This is a genomic window from Pelagibius marinus (assembly GCF_014925385.1).
Lineage (GTDB): Bacteria > Pseudomonadota > Alphaproteobacteria > Kiloniellales > Kiloniellaceae > Pelagibius > Pelagibius marinus.
The window spans coordinates 205358-228216 of record NZ_JACSDK010000013.1; the positions used below are offsets into that span (position 1 = coordinate 205358).

Below are 22859 nucleotides of genomic sequence, written 5' to 3' on the forward strand. Positions count from 1 at the left end.
CATGTCACTGCGTCAAATCATAATTCTCATCACTGTCGCGTTGGCGGTCATGGTGGTCCTGCCGGGGCTTGGGCGTTACGGCGCCTATATCGTATACGTTGTTGCCATCGCCTCGATCGGCGCGCTGGCCCTCAATCTCTTGATCGGGTATTGCGGCCAGATTTCGTTCTGTCATGGCGGCTTGCTGGGCGTAGGCGCCTACGCCGCCGGTAACATCGGCAACGCCGGTCAGGACATGGTCGTCGCGCTTGTCGGTGCCGGGATCGTAACGGCATTCGTCAGTGTCATGATCGGGCTGCCCGCCCTGCGTCTTCGCGGTCTCTACTTCGCCATATCCACACTCGCCGCGCAGTTCATCCTGGAATATCTGTTCAGACTGATCGAACCTTGGACGCATGGCGTCTCCGGATTGCTCATCCAGCCTGCTCCCTTCTTCGGCTTGGACCTGTCGAACGACCGTGGCTATGCCGCAATAGCGGTTGGCTTGCTGGTGATGTCCTTGATTGCGGTCTCGCGCCTGTTGCGGACCGATCTTGGCAGACGCTTCATCCTGATCAGGGATAGCGAGATCGTCGCGCGGGGGATGGGTGTCAATGTGGCGCGCACAAAGCTGTGGGCATTCGCCATATCCGGCTTCCTTGCCGGCATGTCAGGGGGGCTTCTGGCCTTTACGAGCCGGATCGCCGCGCCCGAAGCCTTCGAGATCGCTCTCTCCGTCGACTATGTCGCAATGATCATCGTCGGCGGGCTGGGTTCCCTGCCGGGTGCGGTAATCGGGGCGGGGTTTGTCGTCCTGCTCCCGGAGGTGGCGCAACGCATCGGCGAAACCTTCGGCGCGGCCACTCAAACCGCGGCGCTTCGAGAAATGGTCTTCGGGCTCCTGATCATCCTGTTCCTGATCCATGAGCCGCGGGGCCTCAATTCCCTGGCAAGCCGCGCCGTTCGGCGGCTGCGCCGCACGTCCGGCCCGCTGTCCAACAACAAGAGATCCTCAGCCTCCGACTTGGAAATGACCCAAGCCCGGCTGTGAGAGGACGTATGACAGCTGCACTACACAATAGGAGGAGAATGCCATGAGAAAGTCACTTGTCATCGCCGCGTTCGGCGCGCTGCTCGCCAGCCCGTCAAATGCCGTATCGGCGGATATCAACGTCTGCATCTGGGGGACGATCACCGGACCGGACGCGCTCGTGAACGGGATGTCCTACGGCGCCCGTGATTACTTCGAATACCTGAACGAGGCGGAAGGCGGTATCGAGGGCCACAAGGTCCACACGGTGCTTCTGGACGGCCGCTACAAGCTTGACGAGGAACAGAAGAACTATCGACGCTGCGTGTCGGAAGAAAACGCTGTCTTCATCAACGGGTGGTCGACTGGCGCAGTCAAATCGCTGCGGGATCAGATCCAGAGCGATGCCGTGCCGTTCATGACCGACTCGCATTCCAGCGAAGTCCTCGACCCCAAGAAGTTTCCGTACATCTTCATGGCGGGGCCGACCTACGAGCAACAGATCCTGATCGGCCTGCGGTCCGCGGCCAAGGCCGGCGGGAAGCGCGTGGTCATCATGCACGCGAATAACGAATACGGCCGTGCCCCGGTGGAAGTGGTCCGCAAGTCGGGTGCAATCGAGGAAATGGGCCTCGAACTGGTCGACCAGATCGAGTTTCCCTTCGATACCCAGGACCTCACCGGGCAGATCCTTCGCGTGAAGAACATCGATCCGGACTTAGTGTTCGTCCAGGCCTCGACGCCGCAGATGCTGGTGGTTCTTCGCGATGCGGCGAAGGTCGGCCTCCCGGCGAGCCTGTTCATGGGGAACATGTACAACATTTCTCCGGCGATCCCGGAACAGCTCGGTGCTTCCGCCGAAGGCTTCAGGTCGATTCAGCTCTATGCCGATTTTGGATCGGACATTCCGGCGATGAAGGACATCAACAAGTACGGGGAGAGCAACACCATCGAGAAGCGCGATACCTATTACATGAAGGGCTGGTACCAGGGCATCGCCATGTCGACAGCCATCCGCAACGCGGTGAAGAAGGCGGGCGGCGTTCCGGACGATCTGGTCGCCTTCCGCAATTCCGTTCGTGACGAGATGGAGAACCTCCCCTCGCTCGACACGGGGGGCATCACGCCGGTGGTCAATTACGCTAACCACCAGGGCCCGACCCAGGCACGGATCTCGGAAATCAAGGGCGGAAGCTATACCGCTGTCGGGGAATGGATTGACGCAGAGTAGCAAACAGGGAGGGGAGCATTCCGTCATGCTCGATGTCAGTGGATTGAGCGTCCGATACGACTCGGTGATCGCCGCCCTGGAGGGTATCGATTTCGAGGTCGGGGAAGGTCGCATCGTCGCGTTGCTCGGCCCCAACGGTGCCGGCAAGTCGACGCTGCTGAAGGCGATTGCCGGAATGCTCCCCTTCGAACAGGGCGAGATCGCGAGCGGGAAGGCCGTCTTCGATGGCGTGCTGCTGAACGGCAAGCATCCCGCCGCGATCACGCGTTCCGGGATCGCCCTGGTTCAGGACGGGCGGCAGTGTTTCAGGAACCTGTCAGTCGGAGAGAACTTGAAGGCCGCATCGTTCCGTCATTCCAAAGGGGCGGAAGATAGGCTTCAACTCGTCCTCACCTATTTTCCGATCTTGGAGGAATTCTACGCCAGGCCGGCTGGGGTACTTTCCGGCGGGCAACTGCAGATGCTGGTCATTGGGATGGCCCTGATGATCCAGCCCAGGCTTCTGATGCTGGACGAACCCAGTCTGGGGCTTTCCCCGGTCATGGTGCAGTCCGTGTTTGAGATCGTGGAACGCCTCCACCAGGACCTCGGAATGACAGTGGTCGTGGCGGAGCAGACCGTCCCTCGGCTGATGGAGATAGCAGACGACGTCTACGTCCTTTCCCGAGGGCATAGCGTCCTGCACGCGCCGCCCGACGAGATCGACGAGGATCGCCTTCAATCTCTCTATCTGAGCTAGTGGAACCGCGGGTCGACGAATCGATACGGATGGCTGAAGCGACCAACCTTTAACCTGAATTTTGGGAATAAGACATGTGTGCTCTGGAAACACCAACGGCCAAATCCACCGCTGGCCGCCTTGCGGGCAAGATCGCAATCGTCACCGGTGGCGGTAGCGGCTTCGGCGAGGCGACATCCCATCTTTTCGCCGTGCATGGCGCCAAAGTCGTCGTCGCGGATCTGCGCGGCGATGCGGCGGCGCGGGTCGCGACCGAGATCGGCGATGCGGCCCACGCGGTCGAGGGGGACGTCGGCTCCGCCGCAGATGTCCGGAGGATCGTCGCCGAGACAGTGGAGACGTTCGGCGCGCCCACGGTTCTCGTGAACAACGCCGGCACCACGCATCTCAACCAGCCTCTGCTCGAAACCGATGAGGCCGCGTTCGACCGGGTGTTCCGGGTGAACGTCAAGTCCATCTACCTTTTCATTCAGGCGGCCGTTCCGGTGATGCGCGATGCCGGGGGTGGCGTGATCCTGAATGTCGGCTCGACGGCGGGTATTCGGCCCAGGCCGGGGCTCACCTGGTACAACGCGTCGAAGGGCGCCGTGAACCTGATGTCCAAGTCGCTCGCGGCCGAGCTGGCCCCTTGGAAGATCCGGGTCAACTCCCTCTGCCCCGTTGCCGGCGACACACCGCTCCTCGCGGAACTGATGGGCGTGCCCGATACGCCGGAGAACCGGCAGAAGTTCATTTCGACAATCCCGCTCGGGCGCCTGTGCAAGCCGTCCGACGTCGCGTCAGCGGCGCTCTACCTCGCATCCGACGAGGCGGAGTTTATCACGGGGGTCGAGTTTCCAATCGATGGGGGCAGGACGGTCTAGGGTCGCCTCGAAGAGCGACTGGCTTTTGGGCTTTGGCAAAAGGGAAGGAAAGTTATGAGCGTGACGATCAAGGTGAATGGTGCCGAGCACAGGTTGGAGATTGACGGCGACACGCCGCTGCTGTGGGCCATCCGGGACAATCTGGGTCTGACGGGAACGAAGTTTGGATGCGGGATCGCGGCCTGTGGGGCCTGCACCGTGCATGCCGACGGTGAAGCGATACGCTCCTGCTCCGTCTCGGTGGCGGATGCCGCCGGATGGGATATCCGCACGATCGAGACTTTGTCCGAAGAATCGCTCAACCCGATTCAGCAAGCTTGGCTGGACCTTGATGTTCCACAATGCGGTTACTGTCAGTCCGGCATGATCATGGCGGCGACAGCCCTCATCAATGAGAGCCGTAGCCCGAGCGACGCCGATATAGACGAAGCGATGTCGAATATCTGTCGTTGTGGAACCTACAATCGGGTCCGTGCCGCGATACATGCGGCGGTCCGGTCGATTTGATCTGGGGGAAAGCGATGATGTCGAATGCAAACACAGATCTTTCCCGTCGGATGGTGCTCAAGTCCGCTGCGGCATCAGCCGGCGCACTGGTTCTCGGATTTTCGCTGCCTGGTGCTGGTCGCGCCGCCTTGAATCGGTCATCGGTGACGCTCGGCGCGTGGCTGAGCGTCGAGGCGGACGGGCGCGTGCGGATCGCGCAACCGCAGTCGGAAATGGGGCAGGGCATTTGGACCTCCATGGCCCAGTTGATCGCGGAAGAGCTCGAAGTCGATTGGGAGCAGGTGGAAATCTACTCCCCGACCGCATCCGCGGCGTTCAAGCACCCCATCTACGGCTTCCAGACCACGGCGGAGAGCTTCTCGATCCGCGCTTTCTGGGAACCGGCCCGTCAGGTCGGCGCAAAGGCGCGGGAAATGCTGAAGGCGGCTGCGGGCGAGGCCTGGGGCGCGGATCCGGCAACCCTCACTGCACGCAAGGGCAAGGTCGTTAATCCAGCCAATGGTCAAACCCTTGCCTATTCGGAGTTGGTGGAGCGGGCCGCGCAACTCGACGAGCCGGCGCAGGTGTTGCTCAAGGATCCGTCGGAATGGCGTGTGATCGGAAAGTCCATTAAGCGGGCGGATACGCGCCTGAAGATCGATGGGTCCGCGGTCTATGGGATCGATGTCCGGATCGACGGGATGCTTACGGCTGTCCCGCTTTTCGCCCCGTCATTCACCGGCAAGGTGAAGGCCGTAGATGACAGTGCCGCCCTGGCTGTCAAGGGCGTGACGGATGTGGTGGCGCTCGACGATGTCGTCTACGTGGTTGCCGAAGGCTATTGGCCGGCGCGCAAGGGCGTGGAAGCCCTGCGGGTAGATTGGGACACGGGGGACGGGGGCGCTTATTCGACGGCGCAAGCATTCGAGACGTTCCGACGCGCCGTCGCGGACGGGAAGGGTGTCTCCGTCGAATCGTCGGGTGACAGCGCAGCGGCATTCGAGACCGCGGCGAAGACCGTCGACCTGTCGCTAGAGGTGCCCTACCTGGCGCATGCGACGATGGAGCCGATGAACGCAACGGCCCATTTCACGCCGGACCTGTTGACTGTCTGGGCGCCTACCCAGGCCCAGGGCCTGATGGGTTTCGTCGCCCAGGCCGCCGGCCTCCCGCCGGAAAAGGTCGTCTGCCATACGACCTTCCTTGGCTGCGGCCTCGGACGCCGGTTCGAACTGGACCTGCCGATCCATGCCGCCCTCGTATCGAAAGCCGTCAGCCGTCCCGTAAGGGTGCTTTGGGGACGGGAAGAGGACATGCGTCGGGACTTCTATCGACCGGGGTCGGTCGCGCGCTTGCAGGGGGCGCTCGACGCCGATGGTAACGTTAGCGGCTTCCGCGTGCATGTCGCAGGTTCCTCGATACTCGCGCGCTCGGTCCCGAACCTGGCCAAAGGCGATGTCGACCATACCAATGTCGAGGGATTGGCGGATGGCGCGTCGCCTGCAGGTTTGCCCTATGCCCGTCAATACGACATGGGCGGAAATGTCGATGCGGTCTTCAGCATGTGCAATACGCCGATTCCCGTCGGCTTCTGGCGGTCGGTCGGCCATTCTGCAAATGGCTGGATGATGGAGACATTCGTCAATCGACTCGCCGCTGCGGGAGGAACCGATCCGGTCGACCTTCGGCTGCGGTTGATGAAGTCCGACCGGAACCGCGCGGTGCTCAAGACCCTTGTGGAGAAGTCCGGTTGGGGGACGGCGCGGCCCGGCTGGTACCAAGGGGTCGCGGTTCACGAGTCCTTCAGCTCGATCGTCGGGCATGTGATCGAGATCTCGAAGGACGCGGACTCAAGATTTCGGATCGAGCGGATCACGACGGTTGCCGATATCGGGGTCGTGGTCAATCCGGACAATGTTCGCGCACAGATGGAGTCTGCGATCGTCACCGGCTTGTCCGCGGCGATTTTCGGGGAGATCACGGTGGAGGACGGCGTCGTCGCGCAGGAGAATTTTCCGGACTACAGAATGCTGGAGTTGGCGCAGATGCCGCCCGTCGAGGTTACCATCATCGCGAACGGTGACCCGATCGGCGGAGTGGGGGAGGCGGCCATGCCGGCGACGGCCCCGGCCTTGACGCACGCCCTCGAAAGGGCAATGGGGATCGAGATCCACTCCCTCCCCATTTCAAAGCATGGGCTCACGCTCGCCTGATTATTTTGGCAAGCAGGCCCGTGCTGGCTCGGCGCGGGCCTGCGCTCTCCGGTCGTATCAGATGGCCTGGCCGCCCGAGACTTCGATGCGCTGTGCATTGTCCCAGCGGTTCTCCTCGGATAACAGGCTTGCGATAATTGGTCCGATATCGTCCGGAAGGCCGACACGGCCGAGTGCGGTCATCTCCGCGAAGGCCTTGCGGCCAAGCTTCTCGATCTCCTTGACCACCTCGTCGGCATTGTCGGAACCTTTGAGGCAGGTGAGGACCACATCGCTGCCGTGCCGCGCGATGCTGAGGGCCGTGTTGCGCCCTAGGCCCCGGCTGCCGCCGGTGACGAGGGAAATCTTACACATGGCCGGTCTCCTGTATTTGAGCGTCCCGGAACCGGGCCGTCCGGATTGCATGTGACCGTCCGTATATGAGGCAGGCGGATAGAGGAGAGTTGCAGGAATTTTGACAATGCTTGCCTATTCCTCCAAAATTTGTTGAGCAACCTCACTCGCTGACGAAGGCCAATTGGGGCCGATGGCGCGATTTGCGGCGGTGGAGCGGAGGCTCGGCGACAGAGGCCCTGGAAAGAATTCTGGCTAGACGGAATGGGCCCGACCGAACTCCACGACATACCGAAACCGGTCGGCCGGGTAGAGCGTTCGTGTCATCTGGAACATCCTGCTGTTTGCGTCCGAATACCATCGTTCGATGACCAGAGCGGGACTGTCTTCGACGGCTCTCAAGGTTTCCGCCGCATCTTTCGGAATGACGGTCGCCGAGATTTCCTGTCGGATCGTTTCGATACGGACGTGATAGCGGTCTTCTATCAGGTCTGCGATGGGGACGCTCTTCGATCCGATCTGGTCGACGATGCCGTTGTAGAGGGCGTCGAAGAAGATCTCGACGAGACAGATCGGTGCGGCGGTCTCGCTCTGATTCCAGCGGACGCCCCCAACCCTGACGACGCTGCGGCCGGGTCCGAACCCAATTTTCGTTGCGGTTTCTTCGTCCAGAACGATTTCCTCGATCGATTTCACATGGAGTCGCACCGCCTTCGTGTGTTGCAGCAGATCCTCGACCGATTTCCAGCCGGCTTGAAACGCTTTGTGTTCGTCGGCGGAGACAACGCGGGAACCGATTGACGGGCTTCGGACGATGAGGCCGTCGGATTGGATGTTCGCCAGCGCAGTCCGCACCGTCGCACGGCTGACACCGAACCTTGTGCAGAGCATCTCTTCGGTCGGCAGTAGACCATTGACGGGAAACTCCCCAGACTTGATCCGGGAGCGCAAATAGTCCTCCACGATCCGATATTTGGGCTGACTTTGGTTGCGTGCCAAAGGTTTGGTCTTCCTGTGTTGATTTTAGCCGCTGAAATTATGCGTCATCGTAGCTTGGAACCACTACCTTTGACCAGATTTTGTACGAACAATAGAATAATACGGAATTCCAATTCGTTTTGCACCGGTTTTAGCTGGGAAAGGCGACATGCGGTGTTGATTCCCGCTGGGAACAAACCTGCCTCACATGTGTCTTTCGGTTCTGGTGCGACGGTCAAGTTGCTGTTTTTCGCCTTCCCGGTTTTAGCCTGATGGGCTGAGCTGTTCTTGAACCGGAAGCTGTCGTTTCCGGTCTCAATGATATGGCAATGATGGGTCAGGCGGTTGAGCAATGCGGTCGTCATCTTGGCATCGCCGAAGACGCTCGCCCATTCACTGAAGCTCAAGTTGGTGGTGATGATGACGCTGGTGCACTCGTAGAGCCTGCTCAAGAGATGGAAGAGCAGCGCGCCGCCGCATGCACTGAACGGCAGGTAGCCGCGGCGGCCGGGGAACAGCCAAAGCCCGGGCTTCCTCTTGGTCGCCGCCAGATAGGCATCCACCGCGTCTCGGGTCTGCTCTGTGATCTCAAACCGAACCGGTCGGCCGGTCTTCCTCTGCTGGACGGTAGCTCGTTGGGCGGCGTATCCGTGGGAAGCTACATCCTCGGCGAGGAGCCGGACCAGGTCGCAGGCGCGGAGCTTGCTGCCTACAGCGAGGTTGAAGAGAGCCAGATCACGGAGGCGGCCGTCCAGCTGCAGACGCGTGTGGATCGACCAGACGTGCTTCGGCTGAAACGGTGGTCTCGGGCGGCGCCCTGGGCGGAGTGCGTGCCCAGGCGCACCTGAAGTATTCGCTGCAAGGGATGCTGGCGGAGGTCTTCGTCTGCAGGGAGATCGTGGTCACGGATGCGAATTCCAAGGTGGTGGATGATGTCCGGGTCGACGACGTGATCCTGGATTTCGCCGAAGCCAACCTGCGGCGCTTCCTGGACCGGCTTAAAGACTGATCGCCGTGGCCAGTCAGGCCGAACCCGGTCCTACTGCAAACGCGTTTCTCCTCCTGACACTTAGCTGCTCTCTTCAGGATCGGTACACTCGTCCGCCCTGCATCTGGCAGGCGACGTAGACCAGATGTATTGCCGAGTGTGTCAGCTAAGGGGCGCTTACCGGAAATCCATTCAGGGCTGGCTGAAGGTCAGTTCGTGACTCGGTGCGGACTCAAGTGACCTTGAGCCGGGCGCCGGTACTTCTGGAGGGGATCTGGCAGAAAGGGCGCGAGGTAGCCGGTGTCGTCGCCGCTACGGGTCGATCACGAGACCAACTGGACGGGATCGTGGCCGAACTCTTAGCCATTCGCCGCAAATTAGATAATGCGGAAATCGACTTGTCAGCTTGCCCCGCGACCAATAGGGGGCGCCAGCCCGGCGGCTGGCTCCGCGACGCCCCATGGAGGTAGCTTTAGAAAGCGCTCTTTGCTTCCAACGGCCGAATCACAACTAGCCTTGTGACGTGCCGAACTGCGGTAGGACAAGACATGAAAGTCGTCCTGCCCCTCCGCTGCTTCTGAGAAGTCCCGTCACGCTACCGTCCGAAGGCGCATCTTGGCGGCCTTCATGTCGCGCGCCGGGGGCAATCCGAACATCCGGCCGTATTCGCGGGTGAATTGCGGGATGCTCTCATATCCCACCGCATAGGCGGCATTGCTAATCATCTGGCCGTCCGCAAGCATGAGCCGCCGTGCCTCTATCAGCCTGAGTTGCTTCTGAAACTGGAGGGGCGAGAGCGAAGTCACCGCACGGAAGTGCTCGTGGAACGACGACTGGCTCATCCCGGCCGCCGCTGCCAACTGTTCCACTCTGAGCGGCTTAGCCAAGTTATCACGGATGAGCGCGACGGCCCGACCCACGCGCTGAACATGGCTTTCCGGAACGCCCAACTTTCGGATTGCCCCTCCATGGCGGCCCAACAACAGCCAGAAATGCAGCTCCCGGATGAGTTGCTTCTCCAGGATCAGCAAGGATGCGGGCCGGTCGAGAAGGCGGAGAAGGCGCAAGGCAGCATCGGCAACTTCCATCTCGGTCGGGTCGACGCGAACCGGAGCGCCAGCGAGGAACGGGGTTGGCCCCATTTCCACCACCAAGCTCTCGATCACAGCGGAATCGAGATCAAACACGAGCGAGAGATAGGGCTCACGGACGCTCGCCCGAGTAATTTGGCTCACGGTGGGCACATCAGCCGTGATCAGGAGCGACTCGCCCGCGCCAAAATCAAACGTGTCGCTTCCCACCGTCACTCGCTTGGCGCCTTGCAGCACAAGAGCGACAAGCGGCTTTGATACCGCGTATTGTAGGGCGCTGGGGGAAGTTTGCCGGACAACTGTCACGCCCGAGATTGGCGTGACGGCGACACCGTCGGCATCCGCATGTGCCTGCGCGTAGCGCTTGGCAGCCTCGAGCAATGTGTGTGTCATAAGCTCAGGATAGATCCCGCCACCCTGGCAAGCAATGCCTCAGGAGGGATAGGCAAGAATACCGGAGGTATGAGCAAGCCGCCATCTCCGCTCCGTGATGCGGTCACGTGCCTTTCAGCCTAAGCGAACTCGCCTGCTGGTAATATCGCCGTCGTCAATCTAGGAAGGCAAGTTCTAGCCGCCGAAAGCGCCAAGGATTTCGCCCACGCTGATCGTCGTTGCGCCGGTCAGCTTCTTCGCCCAGCCGGCCAAGTTGCGTCCGGTCTCGCCGTCGACTTCAGGGAATTCCGGCCCCCGGAAGCGGCGCTGCGAGCAATGGGGGATGCCGGCGCCGGCGCTGACCAGAGGCTCGAGCCATTGGGCCATCTCGTTAGGAGTAGTGGCAAGGCGCGCGCCAAAGCTCTGCGGCTTCCACTGGCTGAGCCGAAGAATGGCCGGGAACGCCGGCCCTACCGCGGCACGCACCGCAGCGACGACCTCGGCCGCGAACCGCGACCTTTCGGCGATCGTCGCTCCGCCATAGCGGTCATCGCGACGATTGGTGCCCGACCAGAAGAACTGGTCGATCACATAGCCATGGGCGCCATGGAGTTCGACCACATCGAAGCCGAGCCTCTTGGCATCGGCGGCTGCGCGCGCGAACGCAGCGATCGTGTCTGCGATGTCATCAACTATCTCGGCTCAGCCGGCGCGGCGGTCGATCGCGTCCTGCACGCGGTCAGGCCCTGTCTTAATAGGAATAGGCAAGAATGGCCGAGGATTCGACAACACGGCTCCGGATCGGTCGACCATAGTGCGGATAGCCCAAACACCAGCCAACCATGGAGCCTTCGATGACCACCATTTCGATCGTTACCGGCGCCAACCGCGGTCTCGGCCGCAACACCGCCATCAGCATCGCCCGCCACGGCGGCGACGTGATCTTCACCTATCGCAACGGCGCCGACCAAGCCCGTGAAGTCGTCGCCGAGATCGAGGCGCTGGGCCGCAAAGCGGTCGCCATCCAGCTCGACGTCTCCAACATCTCGGCCTTTGCCGGTTACGCCTACAAGGTCCGAGCGACGCTGCAGTCGTGGGGCCGCGATACGTTCGACCACCTGGTCAACAATGCCGGCCATGGCGAGATGGCCGGTATCGCCGAGACCACCGAAGCGCAGTTCGACCAGCTGTTCAACGTCCATGTGAAGGGCGTCTTCTTCCTGACCCAGACGCTGCTCCCGCTGATGGCCGATGGTGGCCGCATCGTGAACTTTTCGTCGGGCCTGACCCGCGTGTCCTATCCGGGCTTCTCGGCCTATTCGGCAGCCAAGGGCGCCGTCGAGATCCTGACGCTCTACATGGCAAAGGAATTCGGCAGCCGTGGCATCACCGCCAACACCATCGCGCCGGGCGCGATCGAGACCGACTTCCTGGGCGGCGCCGTTCGCGACACGCCGGCCTATAACGAGGCTTTCGCCGCGATGACCGCGCTCGGCCGCGTCGGCCTGCCGGAGGACATCGGTCCAGCGGTCGCCAGCCTGCTCGGCCCGGACAATCGCTGGGTCACCGCGCAGCGCATCGAAGTGTCGGGCGGCCAGAACATCTGACCCTCGACGAACCGATCCGGGCATTCCCCCGAACCCGAGTCGGACACGAGGCCGCCGCGCAGCTGCGCACGACGCGGCGGCCTCCGCCTTCTTAAGTGGGATTAAGGCGCTTTCGGGGACTTCCGCTGCTGGCACGAAGCGGACTTCGGCCGGTTGGGGTTTGGATGTCTGCTTTTGACCCGGTGCGGAAGTAGCGCCACATTCCATCGCAAACGCTGCACCATTGCTTCGCACCGGCGCACTCGGCGATCTGGCCACTGCCGGCTTCAGCGTTGTCTTGTTTCCTGAGCTAAGGCCCCGATGTCCGTCGCAGATAGAGCCAGGAGTTCGTTGAACGCTGCAGCCGTGAGTCCTCGATTTTCCATTGCGGCGGCTTCGCCGGACGGCATGCAGCTATCACGCTGAGCTCTCGGCCCGCGGCTGCGCGTTCATTCCTTGCTCAAAACTAGCTGGAAGGGGGATACAGCGATCAAGGGTCCGAATGGTCGATTGGCTCAGGGCGCGCCAAATCAGGTCCCTGCCACGAGCCAAAGGAACGTGGGGCATCGCGCTCTATTCTTGGCGCGTTGGCGGGATCCTGCCTTTGCGATCAAGATGAGCCACACCAGTGTCTCCAGGGGAGGTCGCAGATCTTCACCTATCCGCGTGGTGAGCCTGCAGCTTCTGCTTCGCCTTTATTTTTAGCCAGAAACAGACTGCGCTTTGTCAGATCGAGTGGCGCCCTGCTATACGCGTTGTTGACGTGAACGAGCTTGGACAGAAGACCGAGAAATATTGCCTGTTCATCTTCGTCGAGCGGTTCAAGAAGCCTGCGTTGAACTGCCGCGATAGATTCCGTTGTCTCCAGCAGGAGTTTTTCACCGGCCTCGCTGATCGTCGCGGTCTTAATTCTCTGATTGCTTGTCGGAACGGTGCGGTGAATCAGGGACTTGTTCTCCAGCGTCTTCAGGACGGTCCCCACGGTCGAACGGTCAATCGCGATGATCTTGCTCAAGCTCCGTTGGTCGATTCCAGGCTGATCTCGAATCGCCAGCAGCGACGCGTATTGGATTGGGGTCAAACCGAATTCCCCTAGTTCTTCGGCGAAAAAAGATACCGAAATCTGCTGACAACGCCTGACGAGATGCCCCGGCGATTCATATATGTCGTCGATCTTGGGCGGCGTCTTGTTGGCCGCATCTCCGCTCCAAAAGCTCATTTCTCTCATACCTTTGTTGCGCCGCGACCCTGCATTTCTCGGCCCATCACGTCCCCATAATCACCTGATTGACAGTATCCTGTCGATAAAATATAGCTGTCAACCGACAGTGCTCTGACGGTTTGAGGCGAAGGGAGGGTGCAGATGAAGATCTGTCGATTCGATGGGGGCCGCATCGGATGTGTGGACGGCGACGAAGTGGCAGACGTGACCGACTGCTTCGCAAAGCTGCCATCCTTTTCGTACCCGTTCCCCCAGCACGACCTGATGGTTGCCGAGTTGCCGAATCTTCTGGCTGCGGTTCGCAGCGCGGTTCCGTCGGCACCGCGTCGTCGCGTATCCGAGGTAAAGCTCGAAGTGCCGGTCGCCAATCCTGGCAAGATCATCGCGGCGCCGGTGAATTATAAGAAGCACCTCGATGAGGTGCGCGAGCAGGCCGATCTCCATCACGGCAATGAGGCGCACATGCGCCAAATTCGCGAGATCGGGCTGTTTCTTAAGGCGAACTCCTCTCTAATCGGCCCCGCCGAGGCGGTGCGGATCGGCATGCCGGACCGACGCAACGATCATGAAATCGAATTGGCGGTCGTCATCGGAAAGACGGCCAAGAACGTATCGGCTTCCGACGCGCTCAACTACGTGGCGGGGTACTCCATCGCCTTCGACATGACTGTCCGCGGTCCGGAGGACCGCAGCTTCCGTAAATCGCTGGATACCTATTCGGTCCTTGGGCCATGGCTCGTGACGGCCGACGAGATTCCCGACCCGAGCAATCTCGGGTTCGAGCTCAAGGTGAACGGCGAGACTCGCCAGAAGGCCAACACCAGGGACCTCGTTCTGGGGGTCGGTGAACTCATCGAATTCGCCTCGAGCTTCTACACGCTCCACCCCGGCGATCTGATCTTTACCGGCACACCCGAAGGCGTGGCGCCGGTCGTGGCGGGCGACCGAATGGACGCGACTTTCGACGGTATTGGCGCAATGTCCATCGAAGTGCTCGCCTGAAGGGAGGAAGCATGCCGAAACTTGATCGGAATGTGATCGTCATCGGAGGTGGCATTGGCGGGCTCTCCGCTGCCTATGCCCTGTCCCTTATCGGTAAATCGGTGACCGTTCTTGAGCAGGCTGAGGAATTCGCCGAGATCGGCGCCGGCATCCAGCTCGGACCCAACAGCTACAAGATGTTCGGGCGCCTCGGCATCGTAGACGACGTTAACGCCGTCTCCGCGTTTCCCGACCACCTCATGATGCGCGACAGCATCACAGCCGAGGTAGTGACAAAGATCAGGGCGGCGGAGGAATTTCGCAAGCGATTTGGCTATCCCTATGCGGTGATCCACCGGGCAGACCTGCACTCTGTGTTGCTGCGCCGCTGCCAGGCATCCGACAACGTGCAGCTCCGCGTGAATTCCAGGGTAACAGATATCCAGGAAGCAGGGCACGGCGTCGAGGTGACAACCGAAGGCGGCCGCGTATTTTCGGCGGAGAGCCTGATTGGAGCGGATGGCATCCGCTCGATGACGCGCGAGCTGATTGCCGGAGACCGTGTGCGTCCGGCGGACCATATCGCCTACCGCGCAGTCCTCCCCGCTGCGGAGATTCCCGACGAACTTCGCACCAACACTATGACGCTCTGGGCCGGCGAGAAAACCCACCTGGTCCAGTATCCGCTGCGTGGTGGCGATCTTTTCAATCTGGTTGCCGTATTCCATTCCGACAGGTTCGTCGAGGGGTGGAACGCAGAGGGCGATCCGGAGGAACTCCACGCCAAGTTCGCCGACAAGTGCGACGAGGTGCAGACGCTGCTCGGCAAGATCGATAGCTGGCGGATGTGGGTTCTGAACGACCGCGAGCCCATCCGTGACTGGGTGAAAGGACGCATCGCACTTCTCGGCGATGCGGCACATCCCATGCTCCAGTATCTGGCGCAAGGCGCCAACATGGCCGTCGAAGATGCGGTCTGTCTCGCGGACATGCTCGTCAATGAATGCGGCGATTACGAAAAGGCGTTCCTCCGCTATCGGGATGCGCGGTACCTGCGCACGACACGCGTGCAAATGACCGCGCGCCTCTACGGAGAAATCTATCACGCCAGCGGTGCCGCGCGCGATTTCAGGAATGCGGAGCTGAGTTCGTGGCCCGAAGAACGGCACTACCAGGGCATGTCCTGGCTCTACGGGATATCACCGACATGGCGGGATGATGGGGGCACCGAGCCCTTGGAGGAAAGGGCGGTGGGCACCACAGCTTGAACTAATAGAACAACTGGGGAGGAAAGTATGAAACGAATTGCATTTGGCGCTATGGCCGCCGCCGTGACGCTTGCTGCGAACGGCGTGCACGCCCAAGAGGTGACGTTGCGCTACAGTGAGTGGTTGCCGCCGACTTACTTCATGAACGAGCGGGGACTTTACCCCTATTTCGAAGAGATCGAGCGCGTTACCGAAGGGCGCGTGGTCGTCGAGAAGTCGGCCGCACCGCTTGGGCCACCGCCGCGCAACTATCAGCTCGCGCTCGACGGTATCGCGGACATCACCTGGGGGCTTCATGGCTATACGCCTGGCACATTCCCTCTGAGCGAAATGGTCGAGCTGCCGTTTCACTCGACTGATGCCGAGAAAAACTCGGTGGCTTACTGGAGAGTTTTCAAGGAGTTTCTCGAACCTGCGGGCATGCATCCGGGCGTCCACACGCTAACGGTGCACACCCAGCCGCCGGGACAACTCTTCAACAGGGTCCGGCCGATCGGAGCGCCCGGAGATTTCCAGGGGCTTAAGATCCGGTCCACCAACAGTGGTGTTGCAAACGCGATTGCGCGGCTTGGCGCCACCCCGGTCGGAATACCGGTGACTGAAATGCGCGAAGCGCTCGAGAAGGGAATCGTTGACGGTGTGTCCCTCACCGATGAGGCGCTCTTCAACTTCCATATCCAGGAATTCGTGTCCTACGAGATGGCAGTGCCTGGGGGACTCTACAACGCATCCATGTTCCTCGTGGTCAACGAGGCGAAATGGAACCAGATCTCGCCCGAGGATCGCGAGGCGATCATGTCGATCTCTGGTGAGACCCTTGCGCGCAAGCTGGGCAGGGTCTGGCAGGATGAACAGGATGCAGCGGTGCAGAAGGCACGTGACGCGGGGATCGATATCTCGGTGCCAGAGGGCGAACTGCTCGACTATTTGCACGAACAGCTCGACAGCCTCGAAACCGAATTGGTTGAGAAAGTCGATGCCAAGGGCGTCGACGGCGCGGCGGTGCTGAAAGCCTATCGTGACCTTTCCGGCAGTGATGGCTGAGCCATGTATCCACAGCTCGTCACTCAAATTGAGGTGGCGTTCAAGATCGCGGCGAGCGCGCTGATGGCCGGACTGGTGGCGATCACGTTCGTGGACGTGATCGGCCGCCAGTTCGGGGCACCGATTTCGGCAGCATTCGAACTCACGCAGATCGCTGTCGGCACCATGTTCTACATTGCGCTGCCCTTCGTCACGCTGCGCCGGGAGCATATCACGGTCGATCTGGTTCCCTTCATGGAAGATGGACCGACCGGGAAGGCAATCGGTGTCGCGATTGACCTTCTGTCCACCGTCCTTGTTGGCGTGGCGGCGTGGCAGCTCTGGGTGCAGGCCGACACGCTGGAAATGTTCACCTCGGTCATGATGTTCCTCGGTTGGCCCCTAGCGCCCATCGTACGCGTGATGGCGATCCTCACGGGGCTGACCGCGGCCGTCTGTTTGGCGCTGGCGATCACACGCGCGACATCGGCCACGTTGCACCCATCAGAAGATGAGCAGAACACATGATCGTTTTGATCGGATTCACGCTGCTCTTCGCCCTTCTTTTGCTGCGCATGCCGATAGGTTTCGCGTTGGGACTGGTGGGCACCCTCGGCTTCGGCTGGATCGTGGGGATGACCCCGGCACTCAAGAGCGTCGGAACCACCGCATCGGACGCAGTGATGAGCTACAATTTCGCCGTCATCCCGATGTTCATCCTGATGGGAAACCTCGTCGCGCGCTCCGGGATTTCCGACGACCTGTATGAGGCGTCGCACACCTGGTTCGGCGGTATGAAAGGCGGCCTGGCGCTCGCGACCATCGCCTCCTGCGGCGGGTTCAGTGCCGTATGCGGATCAAGCCTGGCGACAGCCGCGACGATGTCGCGGGTCGCGGTCCCCCCGATGCGCAAATGCGGATACTCACAGGCATTGTCGGCCGGTGCCGTTGCCGCAGGTGGAACGCTCGGCATCCTGATTCCGCCGAGCATTGCCCTCGTGCTCTACGGTATCATGACCGAAACCGATATCGGCGCGCTGTTCGCCGCCGGGATCGTCCCAGGACTGCTCGGTATCGTGCTCTACATGGGTGCGGTCAGCGTCTGGGTACATATTGATCCCGCCGCCGCGGCACCGGCCGGCCGCACCACCTGGCGCCACAAGGCCGTCGCACTGCGTGGTGTCGCGGGAATGCTACTCCTTTTCATCATTGTTATGGGAGGGCTCTATGTTGGCTACTTTACGCCGACGGAAGCAGCGGGCATCGGGGCAGGAGGTGCTTTCCTGATTGCGCTCGGTCGCGGTCGGCTGACCTTCCGGTCCATTTTCGACACACTCTATGACTCCGCACGCACGTCGGTTGCACTGCTGGCGATACTGATCGGTGCGTTGCTGTTCGCCAATTTCATGAATGTCGCCCGTGTTCCCCAGGATCTCGGTGCCTGGGTGGAGGAGCTCGAGGTTGCGCCCCTCATGGTAGTGCTCGCAATTGTCGCGCTCTACGTCGTCATGGGCTGTTTCCTCGAGTCCATCTCGATGATGCTGCTGACAGTTCCAATTTTCTATCCGATCGTCCAAGGCCTCGGTTTTGATCTCATCTGGTTCGGGATCGTCGTGATCGTCGTGATCGAAATCTCGCTGATCACGCCCCCCGTCGGCATGAACATCTTCGTTATTCGCAGCGTTCTGCCTGACATCCCGATATTCACCGTCTTCAAGGGTGTGCTCCCATTCGTCGCAGCCGATCTGGTGCGCGCCGCGCTGTTGATCGGTATTCCCGGGCTCTCGCTGTGGCTGCCCGGTCTCATGCGCTGAGTCCGTACACCATTCAGGAAGGAGGGCCGGAGATGGCTGAGAGAACCTATCCTTTCAATACATGGTACGCTGTTGCGTGGGATTACGAGATCGCCGAGGGACGCCTGTTGCCGCGGCGCATATGTAACAAGCCATTGGTCTTCTACCGCAAGAAGGACGGCACCGCGGTTGCCATGGACGATGCCTGTTGGCACCGTCTTGCCCCCCTGTCCAAGGGCAAGGTGGTGAATGACAACGTGGTGTGCCCTTACCATGGTCTGGTCTTTGAACCTGGCGGGCGTTGCGTCCACATGCCCTCGCAAGAGACCATCAATCCGTCCGCCTGCGTCCGCACATATCCGTTGGTCGACCGGCACAGGCTATGTTGGGTCTGGATGGGCGATCCTGCGTTGGCGGATCCGAACCTAATCCCCGACCTGCACTGGAACGACGATCCAGAATGGGCGGGAGATGGCACGACGCTGCACCTCAAGGCCAACTACCTGCTCGCCGTGGACAACCTGATGGACCTCACGCATGAGACCTTCGTCCACCAGGGCTCCATCGGCAACGACGCGGTGGCCGAAGCGCCATTCCGGACGACCCACGGTCCGGGCACGGCGACAGTCACGAGGTGGATCCTGAACCAGGAGCCGCCGGCATTCTGGGGCGAGCAACTCGGCAAACCTGGACCCGTCGATCGCTGGCAGATCATCCACTTCACCGCACCATCGACCATTGCGCTCGACGTGGGAGTCGCGCCGGCAGGCACAGGAGCGCCCGAAGGGGACCGCTCGCAGGGCGTGAATGGCTACATCACCTTCGCGATCACCCCCGAAACCGAAACGACCACCCACTATTTCTGGGCGGCCAATCGCAATTTCGACATCGACAACCAAAGCCGGACCACCATCTGGCGCGAGGGCGTCCGCAAGATTTTTGCTCAGGACGAAGCCATCCTCGAATCTCAGCAGCAGGCCATTGAGGCCAACCCCGACAAGACCTTCTACGATCTCAACATCGATGCTGGAGGGGCGTGGGCCCGGCGGAAAGTGGCAGAAATGATTGAGGCGGAGCAGGCTACCATGCGGCGGGCGGTCTGACGTCAAGCGCCGGCACCGCGGAGGCAAGGTTCCGTCGTGCCGCTCAAGGGAGGATACCATGAAAGCCGACAGTTTGGACGTAACCGGGCAAGTGGCAGAGATTCGGGACGTCGCGTCCAGCATCCGTATGATCCGGTTCGACGTCCCGTCGGGCATCCTGAACCTCGAAGCGGGTGCGCACGTGACATTCGACGTGCCCAAGGGTGATCGGATCATGACACGGTCCTATTCGGTGGTCGATGACGGAAGGCATCCGGACAAACTCACAATCGCGGTGAAGTCGGAAGAGCAGAGCAAGGGCGGATCGAGATACATGTGGTCGCTGGAGCCGGGTGACAGCTTGCACATTTCGGCGAACGGCAATGCGATGCCTCCAACCTACCTGGCTTCCGACTTCGTCGTACTTGCCGGTGGGATCGGCGTCACTCCGATGACCGGTATGGCCCGGACGCTAAAGCGGACCGGCAAGCCGGTACGGATGATCTACTGCGCGCGCTCGGCCGAGGAAGCCGCCTTCGTGTCCGAGCTTCGAGAGGTGCTCGGCGACAACCTCGACATGCGCTACGATTCCGACAAACGGTTTCTCGACATCCCTGAGCTGCTCGAAACGGTATCGATGGACACCGTCGTCTTCATGTGCGGGCCGCAGGGGCTGATGGAGGCGATGAAGTCGGCGTGGGCGGAGCGTGAGCTTCCTGTTCAGAACCTGCGCTACGAGACTTTCGCGAATTCCGGCATTCATCCGACCCGTCCGTTTCAGGTCACCGTTGCCGAGACCGGCCGGACGATTGGGGTGAGCGAAGACGAGACCCTGCTCGATGCATTGCTGGCCAGTGGTCACGATGTTCTCAGCGATTGCCGCCGGGGCGAATGCGGACTGTGCAAGGTACATGTCGTCGAGGCGACCGCGGATATCGATCATCGTGACGTTTTCCTGAGCCCGATGGAGCGCGCGCGGAATGACTGCTTGTGCGCTTGCGTTTCCCGCCTGAACGGAGGGCACATGACCGTGAACATCGATGACATCTTGCATGGGCGGACGGGCTAACATCCCAAGTCACGGAGCTAATTCATGTCAAACACGACCAAAACACGCCGGGACTTTTATGCGAGGCTCGATCCAGGCTCGCTTGTCCCGCTTTGGGAGCGAATGAAGGGGCTCGTTCCACCCGAGCCCAAGAACAAGACGCAGGCCTACGTCTGGCGGTTCGATGAGGTACGCCCTCTTCTCCTTGAAGCCGGCGACCTTTTGACTGCGAAGGAGGCCGAGCGGCGGGTCCTGGTCTTCGAAAATCCGGCGCTTCAAGGTACGTCACGTATTAATTCGACGCTCTATGCGGGGATGCAGCTCATTCTGCCGGGCGAGACCGCTCCGGCGCACCGTCATGTTGCTGGTGCACTCCGGTTCATCCTCGAAAGTGATGGTGGCTACACGGCCGTGGCCGGGGAACGGGCGGACATGAAGCGGGGAGACCTCGTCATCACGCCCGGCGGAGCCTGGCACGACCACGGCCATGATGGTGAGGGCCCCTGCATTTGGATTGACGTGCTTGACGTGCCGCTTGTGAATGTCTTCGAATGTGGGTTCTCGGAGGAGTTGGGCGAGGACCAACAGGCGATCACGAAATCCGACGGTCACTCGCTGGCGGAATTCGGATCCGGCATGCTGCCGATGACGCCGTATTCGCCTTTTGCAGAAACCTCTCCAATCTTCTCCTATCCTTACGAACGCGCTCGCGACAGCCTGCTGTCGTTGAAGAAGTCAAACGAGCCCGATCCGTATCTGGGCTACGCGCTGCGCTATGCGAACCCGCTCGACGGCGGCTGGGTCATGCCCATGATCAGTGCGTGGCTCTCCCATTTGCCAAAAGGGATGGCTACCCAACCGTATCGCGCGACGGACAATCAGGGGCTGGTTGTCTCGGAAGGATCTGTGAAGGTTGACCTGGACGGACAGACCTTCGAATTGCACCGGAACGACGTCATGGCTCTGCCTGGATGGAAATGGCGAACGCTGAAGGCATCCGAGGACGCCATCCTGTTCCATTTCTCGGACCGCTCCGCCCAGGAGAAGCTGGGCATTTGGAAGGAACAACGCGGCAATTCGGGCGCTGCCATATGGTAGCGTCGGTTGCCTGTAGGGACTTCTGAACTCCAGGCTGTCATCGGGGAGTTCGACCTGATGGCTCGCCAGCAGGTCCTTCAGGTAATCGCTGGCCTTGTCGTAGCGACCGGTCTCGATGCGCTCGCGGATGGCCAGATTTTTAATGAAATCAAGGGTTTGGCTGGGAGCCTGGATTCCAAGTCGCCAGATTTATCCAGCTGAATCAGATGCTTGCAAAGCACGTGGACAGGAATGTGCCACGCTCGCCTCAGATTTGGCGAGCCTTCGCGCCTCGCCAATCCGAGCCCTGCCTTATCGGATTTCGGGTCGCCACGTTGCCGTGAGTTCCGCTCGCCCATTGGAAGCTGACGTTCTCACGGTGGCCACAAATCTCGGCTCGTGACCCCAAGGGGACAATCTCCATCGACCTTTGATTACTGACAGCGGTGCGCACTGCCGTCGCTTGAGAACCACAGCATGAAGACCTGTGAATTGGAGGTGACCACCGCCCTGGCCGCGAGGAATTTTGACGTCCCCCTACTGCGATGCCATCACGACCTCGAAGCGGTCTCGCTCCTCCTTGAAACGCCGCACCAAGTGCTGACGGCAAAGCGCGATGCGCGCCAGGTTGTGGGTCTCCGGGTGGCTCAGGAGATAGTAGGCACGGCGAAATGAAATGGCCGGCAGGATGCGCACGAGATCCGGCGCGCCGCGAACGGCGAAGTCGTGCAGGATGCCGATACCGACGCCAGCGCGCACCGCCTCGACCTGTCCGACCGCGCTCGCGCAGCGGAACTCCCGGCGCGCCCACTTCGACAGAGCGCCCGCGTAGTCCAAAGCAGAGGCATAGGCATAATCTTCGACACCAGTCACGACGACATGGTCGGCCAGGTCCTCTTCCGTTTCGGGCGTGCCATGGGCGTCGAGGTAGCGGCGTGAGGCGTAGACCCCGAGGGTGTAGTCCGTCAGGCGCGACACCAGCAGCTTTCCCTCCTTGGGCGGATCCAGGCAGATGGCCAGGTCAGCCTCCCGCTTGGACAAAGAAAAAACCCGCGGCAGGGGCACGAGTTCGATCACCAGATCCGGGTGTGCTTCCTGAAGCGCGCCGAGCTCAGCGGCGAGAAAGAAGGTGCCGAGTCCGTCGGGCGCCCCCACCCGGACCACCCCTGACAGGCTGGCGCTCTGGCCCCGGGCGTCCTCGGCGATGGCGAGGATCTCCGTCTCGATGCGCTCTGCCACCTGGAGCAGACGCTCTCCGGCCTCGGTGAGGGTGGAGCCCGAGGGCCGCCGCTCGAACAGCGGCAACCCCAGGGACTCCTCCAAGGCGTTCAGGCGGCGCGCCACGGTGGCGTGATTGAGACCGAGGCCACGGGCCGCTGCCAGGATCTGGCTCCGGCGGGCGACGGCCAGAAAGACGCGCAGGTGGTTCCAGTCCATGACTTTAATTTCCGCACAATGGTTGTTCCAAGTGTGATC

The 22859-nt window shown here is 61.2% G+C and carries 23 protein-coding genes and 1 pseudogene; 17 read left to right on the forward strand and 7 right to left on the reverse strand.

The genetic code is table 11. From position 1 onward, the window contains the following. Nucleotide 1: 1 nt before the first annotated feature. From H7X47_RS15730 to H7X47_RS15755, 6 genes are all read left to right on the forward strand, one after another. On the forward strand, nt 2–1030 hold the full coding sequence (locus H7X47_RS15730) for a branched-chain amino acid ABC transporter permease (RefSeq protein WP_193369661.1): 1029 nt from the start codon (nt 2–4) through the stop codon (nt 1028–1030). Nucleotides 1031–1073: 43 nt separating this feature from the next. Further along, nucleotides 1074–2240, forward strand: coding sequence for an ABC transporter substrate-binding protein (locus H7X47_RS15735; protein ID WP_193369662.1), 1167 nt, complete (start codon nt 1074–1076; stop codon nt 2238–2240). A 25-nt stretch (nt 2241–2265) separates the two neighbouring features. Continuing rightward, on the forward strand, nt 2266–2979 hold the full coding sequence (locus tag H7X47_RS15740) for an ABC transporter ATP-binding protein (protein WP_193369663.1): 714 nt from the start codon (nt 2266–2268) through the stop codon (nt 2977–2979). Nucleotides 2980–3053: 74 nt separating this feature from the next. Further along, nucleotides 3054–3842 carry an SDR family oxidoreductase gene (locus H7X47_RS15745; RefSeq protein WP_193369664.1) on the forward strand — a complete coding sequence of 263 codons (789 nt, stop codon included), beginning with the start codon at nt 3054–3056 and terminating at the stop codon, nt 3840–3842. A gap of 54 nt (nt 3843–3896) precedes the next feature. Then, nucleotides 3897–4349 (forward strand): (2Fe-2S)-binding protein, encoded by a 453-nt coding sequence (locus H7X47_RS15750; RefSeq protein WP_193369665.1) that lies wholly within the window; start codon nt 3897–3899, stop codon nt 4347–4349. A 14-nt stretch (nt 4350–4363) separates the two neighbouring features. After that, nucleotides 4364–6541, forward strand: a complete 2178-nt coding sequence (locus H7X47_RS15755; RefSeq protein WP_193369666.1) for a xanthine dehydrogenase family protein molybdopterin-binding subunit — start codon at nt 4364–4366, stop codon at nt 6539–6541. Between the two features lie 57 nt (nt 6542–6598). Here H7X47_RS15755 and H7X47_RS15760 read toward each other — a convergent pair whose 3' ends face one another. The 3 genes and pseudogenes from H7X47_RS15760 to H7X47_RS15770 form a co-directional block, all read right to left on the reverse strand. Further along, nucleotides 6599–6895: an SDR family NAD(P)-dependent oxidoreductase gene (locus H7X47_RS15760; RefSeq protein WP_193369667.1), complete on the reverse strand. Its 297-nt coding sequence runs from the start codon at nt 6893–6895 to the stop codon at nt 6599–6601. Between the two features lie 234 nt (nt 6896–7129). Continuing rightward, entirely contained in the window at nt 7130–7873 is a 744-nt protein-coding gene (locus H7X47_RS15765) for a GntR family transcriptional regulator (RefSeq protein ID WP_193369668.1), read from the reverse strand. Between the two features lie 242 nt (nt 7874–8115). Beyond that, nucleotides 8116–8352, reverse strand: a pseudogene (locus H7X47_RS15770) (ATP-binding protein); the annotation flags it as partial. A gap of 299 nt (nt 8353–8651) precedes the next feature. Here H7X47_RS15770 and H7X47_RS15780 point away from each other — a divergent pair. After that, nucleotides 8652–8861 carry a hypothetical protein gene (locus H7X47_RS15780; RefSeq protein ID WP_193369669.1) on the forward strand — a complete coding sequence of 70 codons (210 nt, stop codon included), beginning with the start codon at nt 8652–8654 and terminating at the stop codon, nt 8859–8861. 569 nt (nt 8862–9430) lie between these two features. Here H7X47_RS15780 and H7X47_RS15785 read toward each other — a convergent pair. After that, complete coding sequence (locus H7X47_RS15785) at nt 9431–10312, reverse strand: AraC family transcriptional regulator (RefSeq protein ID WP_322096497.1); 882 nt, start codon at nt 10310–10312, stop codon at nt 9431–9433. A 186-nt stretch (nt 10313–10498) separates the two neighbouring features. Then, on the reverse strand, nt 10499–10999 hold the full coding sequence (locus H7X47_RS15790; RefSeq protein WP_322096500.1) for an oxidoreductase: 501 nt from the start codon (nt 10997–10999) through the stop codon (nt 10499–10501). A gap of 158 nt (nt 11000–11157) precedes the next feature. Between H7X47_RS15790 and H7X47_RS15795 the strand changes: the two genes are divergently transcribed. Further along, nucleotides 11158–11910, forward strand: coding sequence for an SDR family NAD(P)-dependent oxidoreductase (locus H7X47_RS15795; protein WP_193369671.1), 753 nt, complete (start codon nt 11158–11160; stop codon nt 11908–11910). A 637-nt stretch (nt 11911–12547) separates the two neighbouring features. On the opposite strand, the gene H7X47_RS15800 is transcribed toward H7X47_RS15795, so the two are convergent. Continuing rightward, nucleotides 12548–13108: a MarR family winged helix-turn-helix transcriptional regulator gene (locus tag H7X47_RS15800; RefSeq protein ID WP_227010530.1), complete on the reverse strand. Its 561-nt coding sequence runs from the start codon at nt 13106–13108 to the stop codon at nt 12548–12550. Between the two features lie 144 nt (nt 13109–13252). Here H7X47_RS15800 and H7X47_RS15805 point away from each other — a divergent pair, with 144 nt between their 5' ends. From H7X47_RS15805 to H7X47_RS15845, 9 genes are read left to right on the forward strand one after another with little or no spacing between them, the layout of a single operon-like run. Further along, the gene (locus H7X47_RS15805; RefSeq protein WP_193369672.1) at nt 13253–14113 is read left to right on the forward strand and encodes a fumarylacetoacetate hydrolase family protein; all 861 of its coding nucleotides are present in this window, start codon (nt 13253–13255) and stop codon (nt 14111–14113) included. An 11-nt stretch (nt 14114–14124) separates the two neighbouring features. Beyond that, a complete protein-coding gene (locus H7X47_RS15810) occupies nt 14125–15360 on the forward strand; it encodes a 3-hydroxybenzoate 6-monooxygenase (RefSeq protein WP_193369673.1) in 1236 nt (411 codons plus the stop codon). Nucleotides 15361–15387: 27 nt separating this feature from the next. Then, nucleotides 15388–16404 (forward strand): TRAP transporter substrate-binding protein, encoded by a 1017-nt coding sequence (locus H7X47_RS15815; protein ID WP_193369674.1) that lies wholly within the window; start codon nt 15388–15390, stop codon nt 16402–16404. A 3-nt stretch (nt 16405–16407) separates the two neighbouring features. Beyond that, nucleotides 16408–16911 (forward strand): TRAP transporter small permease, encoded by a 504-nt coding sequence (locus H7X47_RS15820; RefSeq protein WP_193369675.1) that lies wholly within the window; start codon nt 16408–16410, stop codon nt 16909–16911. Beyond that, nucleotides 16908–18197: a TRAP transporter large permease gene (locus H7X47_RS15825; protein ID WP_193369676.1), complete on the forward strand. Its 1290-nt coding sequence runs from the start codon at nt 16908–16910 to the stop codon at nt 18195–18197. Before H7X47_RS15820 ends, H7X47_RS15825 begins: the two co-directional genes overlap by 4 nt. Before the next feature lie 32 nt (nt 18198–18229). Beyond that, nucleotides 18230–19279: an aromatic ring-hydroxylating dioxygenase subunit alpha gene (locus H7X47_RS15830; RefSeq protein WP_193369677.1), complete on the forward strand. Its 1050-nt coding sequence runs from the start codon at nt 18230–18232 to the stop codon at nt 19277–19279. A gap of 58 nt (nt 19280–19337) precedes the next feature. Next, nucleotides 19338–20327, forward strand: coding sequence for a PDR/VanB family oxidoreductase (locus H7X47_RS15835; RefSeq protein WP_193369678.1), 990 nt, complete (start codon nt 19338–19340; stop codon nt 20325–20327). Nucleotides 20328–20351: 24 nt separating this feature from the next. Beyond that, complete coding sequence (locus tag H7X47_RS15840) at nt 20352–21404, forward strand: cupin domain-containing protein (protein ID WP_193369679.1); 1053 nt, start codon at nt 20352–20354, stop codon at nt 21402–21404. 57 nt (nt 21405–21461) lie between these two features. Further along, on the forward strand, nt 21462–21605 hold the full coding sequence (locus H7X47_RS15845; RefSeq protein WP_193369680.1) for a hypothetical protein: 144 nt from the start codon (nt 21462–21464) through the stop codon (nt 21603–21605). 315 nt (nt 21606–21920) lie between these two features. Here H7X47_RS15845 and H7X47_RS15850 read toward each other — a convergent pair whose 3' ends face one another. Next, nucleotides 21921–22820 (reverse strand): LysR family transcriptional regulator, encoded by a 900-nt coding sequence (locus H7X47_RS15850; protein WP_193369681.1) that lies wholly within the window; start codon nt 22818–22820, stop codon nt 21921–21923. Nucleotides 22821–22859 lie beyond the last annotated feature (39 nt).

Coding starts and splice junctions, on each gene's coding strand:
- H7X47_RS15730 (WP_193369661.1), top strand. CDS start 2: ATGTCACTGCGTCAAATCATAATTCTCATCACTGTCGCGTTGGCGGTC.
- H7X47_RS15735 (WP_193369662.1), top strand. CDS start 1,074: ATGAGAAAGTCACTTGTCATCGCCGCGTTCGGCGCGCTGCTCGCCAGC.
- H7X47_RS15740 (WP_193369663.1), top strand. CDS start 2,266: ATGCTCGATGTCAGTGGATTGAGCGTCCGATACGACTCGGTGATCGCC.
- H7X47_RS15745 (WP_193369664.1), top strand. CDS start 3,054: ATGTGTGCTCTGGAAACACCAACGGCCAAATCCACCGCTGGCCGCCTT.
- H7X47_RS15750 (WP_193369665.1), top strand. CDS start 3,897: ATGAGCGTGACGATCAAGGTGAATGGTGCCGAGCACAGGTTGGAGATT.
- H7X47_RS15755 (WP_193369666.1), top strand. CDS start 4,364: ATGATGTCGAATGCAAACACAGATCTTTCCCGTCGGATGGTGCTCAAG.
- H7X47_RS15760 (WP_193369667.1), bottom strand. CDS start 6,895: ATGTGTAAGATTTCCCTCGTCACCGGCGGCAGCCGGGGCCTAGGGCGC.
- H7X47_RS15795 (WP_193369671.1), top strand. CDS start 11,158: ATGACCACCATTTCGATCGTTACCGGCGCCAACCGCGGTCTCGGCCGC.
- H7X47_RS15800 (WP_227010530.1), bottom strand. CDS start 13,108: ATGAGCTTTTGGAGCGGAGATGCGGCCAACAAGACGCCGCCCAAGATC.
- H7X47_RS15805 (WP_193369672.1), top strand. CDS start 13,253: ATGAAGATCTGTCGATTCGATGGGGGCCGCATCGGATGTGTGGACGGC.
- H7X47_RS15810 (WP_193369673.1), top strand. CDS start 14,125: ATGCCGAAACTTGATCGGAATGTGATCGTCATCGGAGGTGGCATTGGC.
- H7X47_RS15815 (WP_193369674.1), top strand. CDS start 15,388: ATGAAACGAATTGCATTTGGCGCTATGGCCGCCGCCGTGACGCTTGCT.
- H7X47_RS15820 (WP_193369675.1), top strand. CDS start 16,408: ATGTATCCACAGCTCGTCACTCAAATTGAGGTGGCGTTCAAGATCGCG.
- H7X47_RS15825 (WP_193369676.1), top strand. CDS start 16,908: ATGATCGTTTTGATCGGATTCACGCTGCTCTTCGCCCTTCTTTTGCTG.
- H7X47_RS15830 (WP_193369677.1), top strand. CDS start 18,230: ATGGCTGAGAGAACCTATCCTTTCAATACATGGTACGCTGTTGCGTGG.
- H7X47_RS15835 (WP_193369678.1), top strand. CDS start 19,338: ATGAAAGCCGACAGTTTGGACGTAACCGGGCAAGTGGCAGAGATTCGG.
- H7X47_RS15840 (WP_193369679.1), top strand. CDS start 20,352: ATGTCAAACACGACCAAAACACGCCGGGACTTTTATGCGAGGCTCGAT.
- H7X47_RS15845 (WP_193369680.1), top strand. CDS start 21,462: ATGGCTCGCCAGCAGGTCCTTCAGGTAATCGCTGGCCTTGTCGTAGCG.
- H7X47_RS15850 (WP_193369681.1), bottom strand. CDS start 22,820: ATGGACTGGAACCACCTGCGCGTCTTTCTGGCCGTCGCCCGCCGGAGC.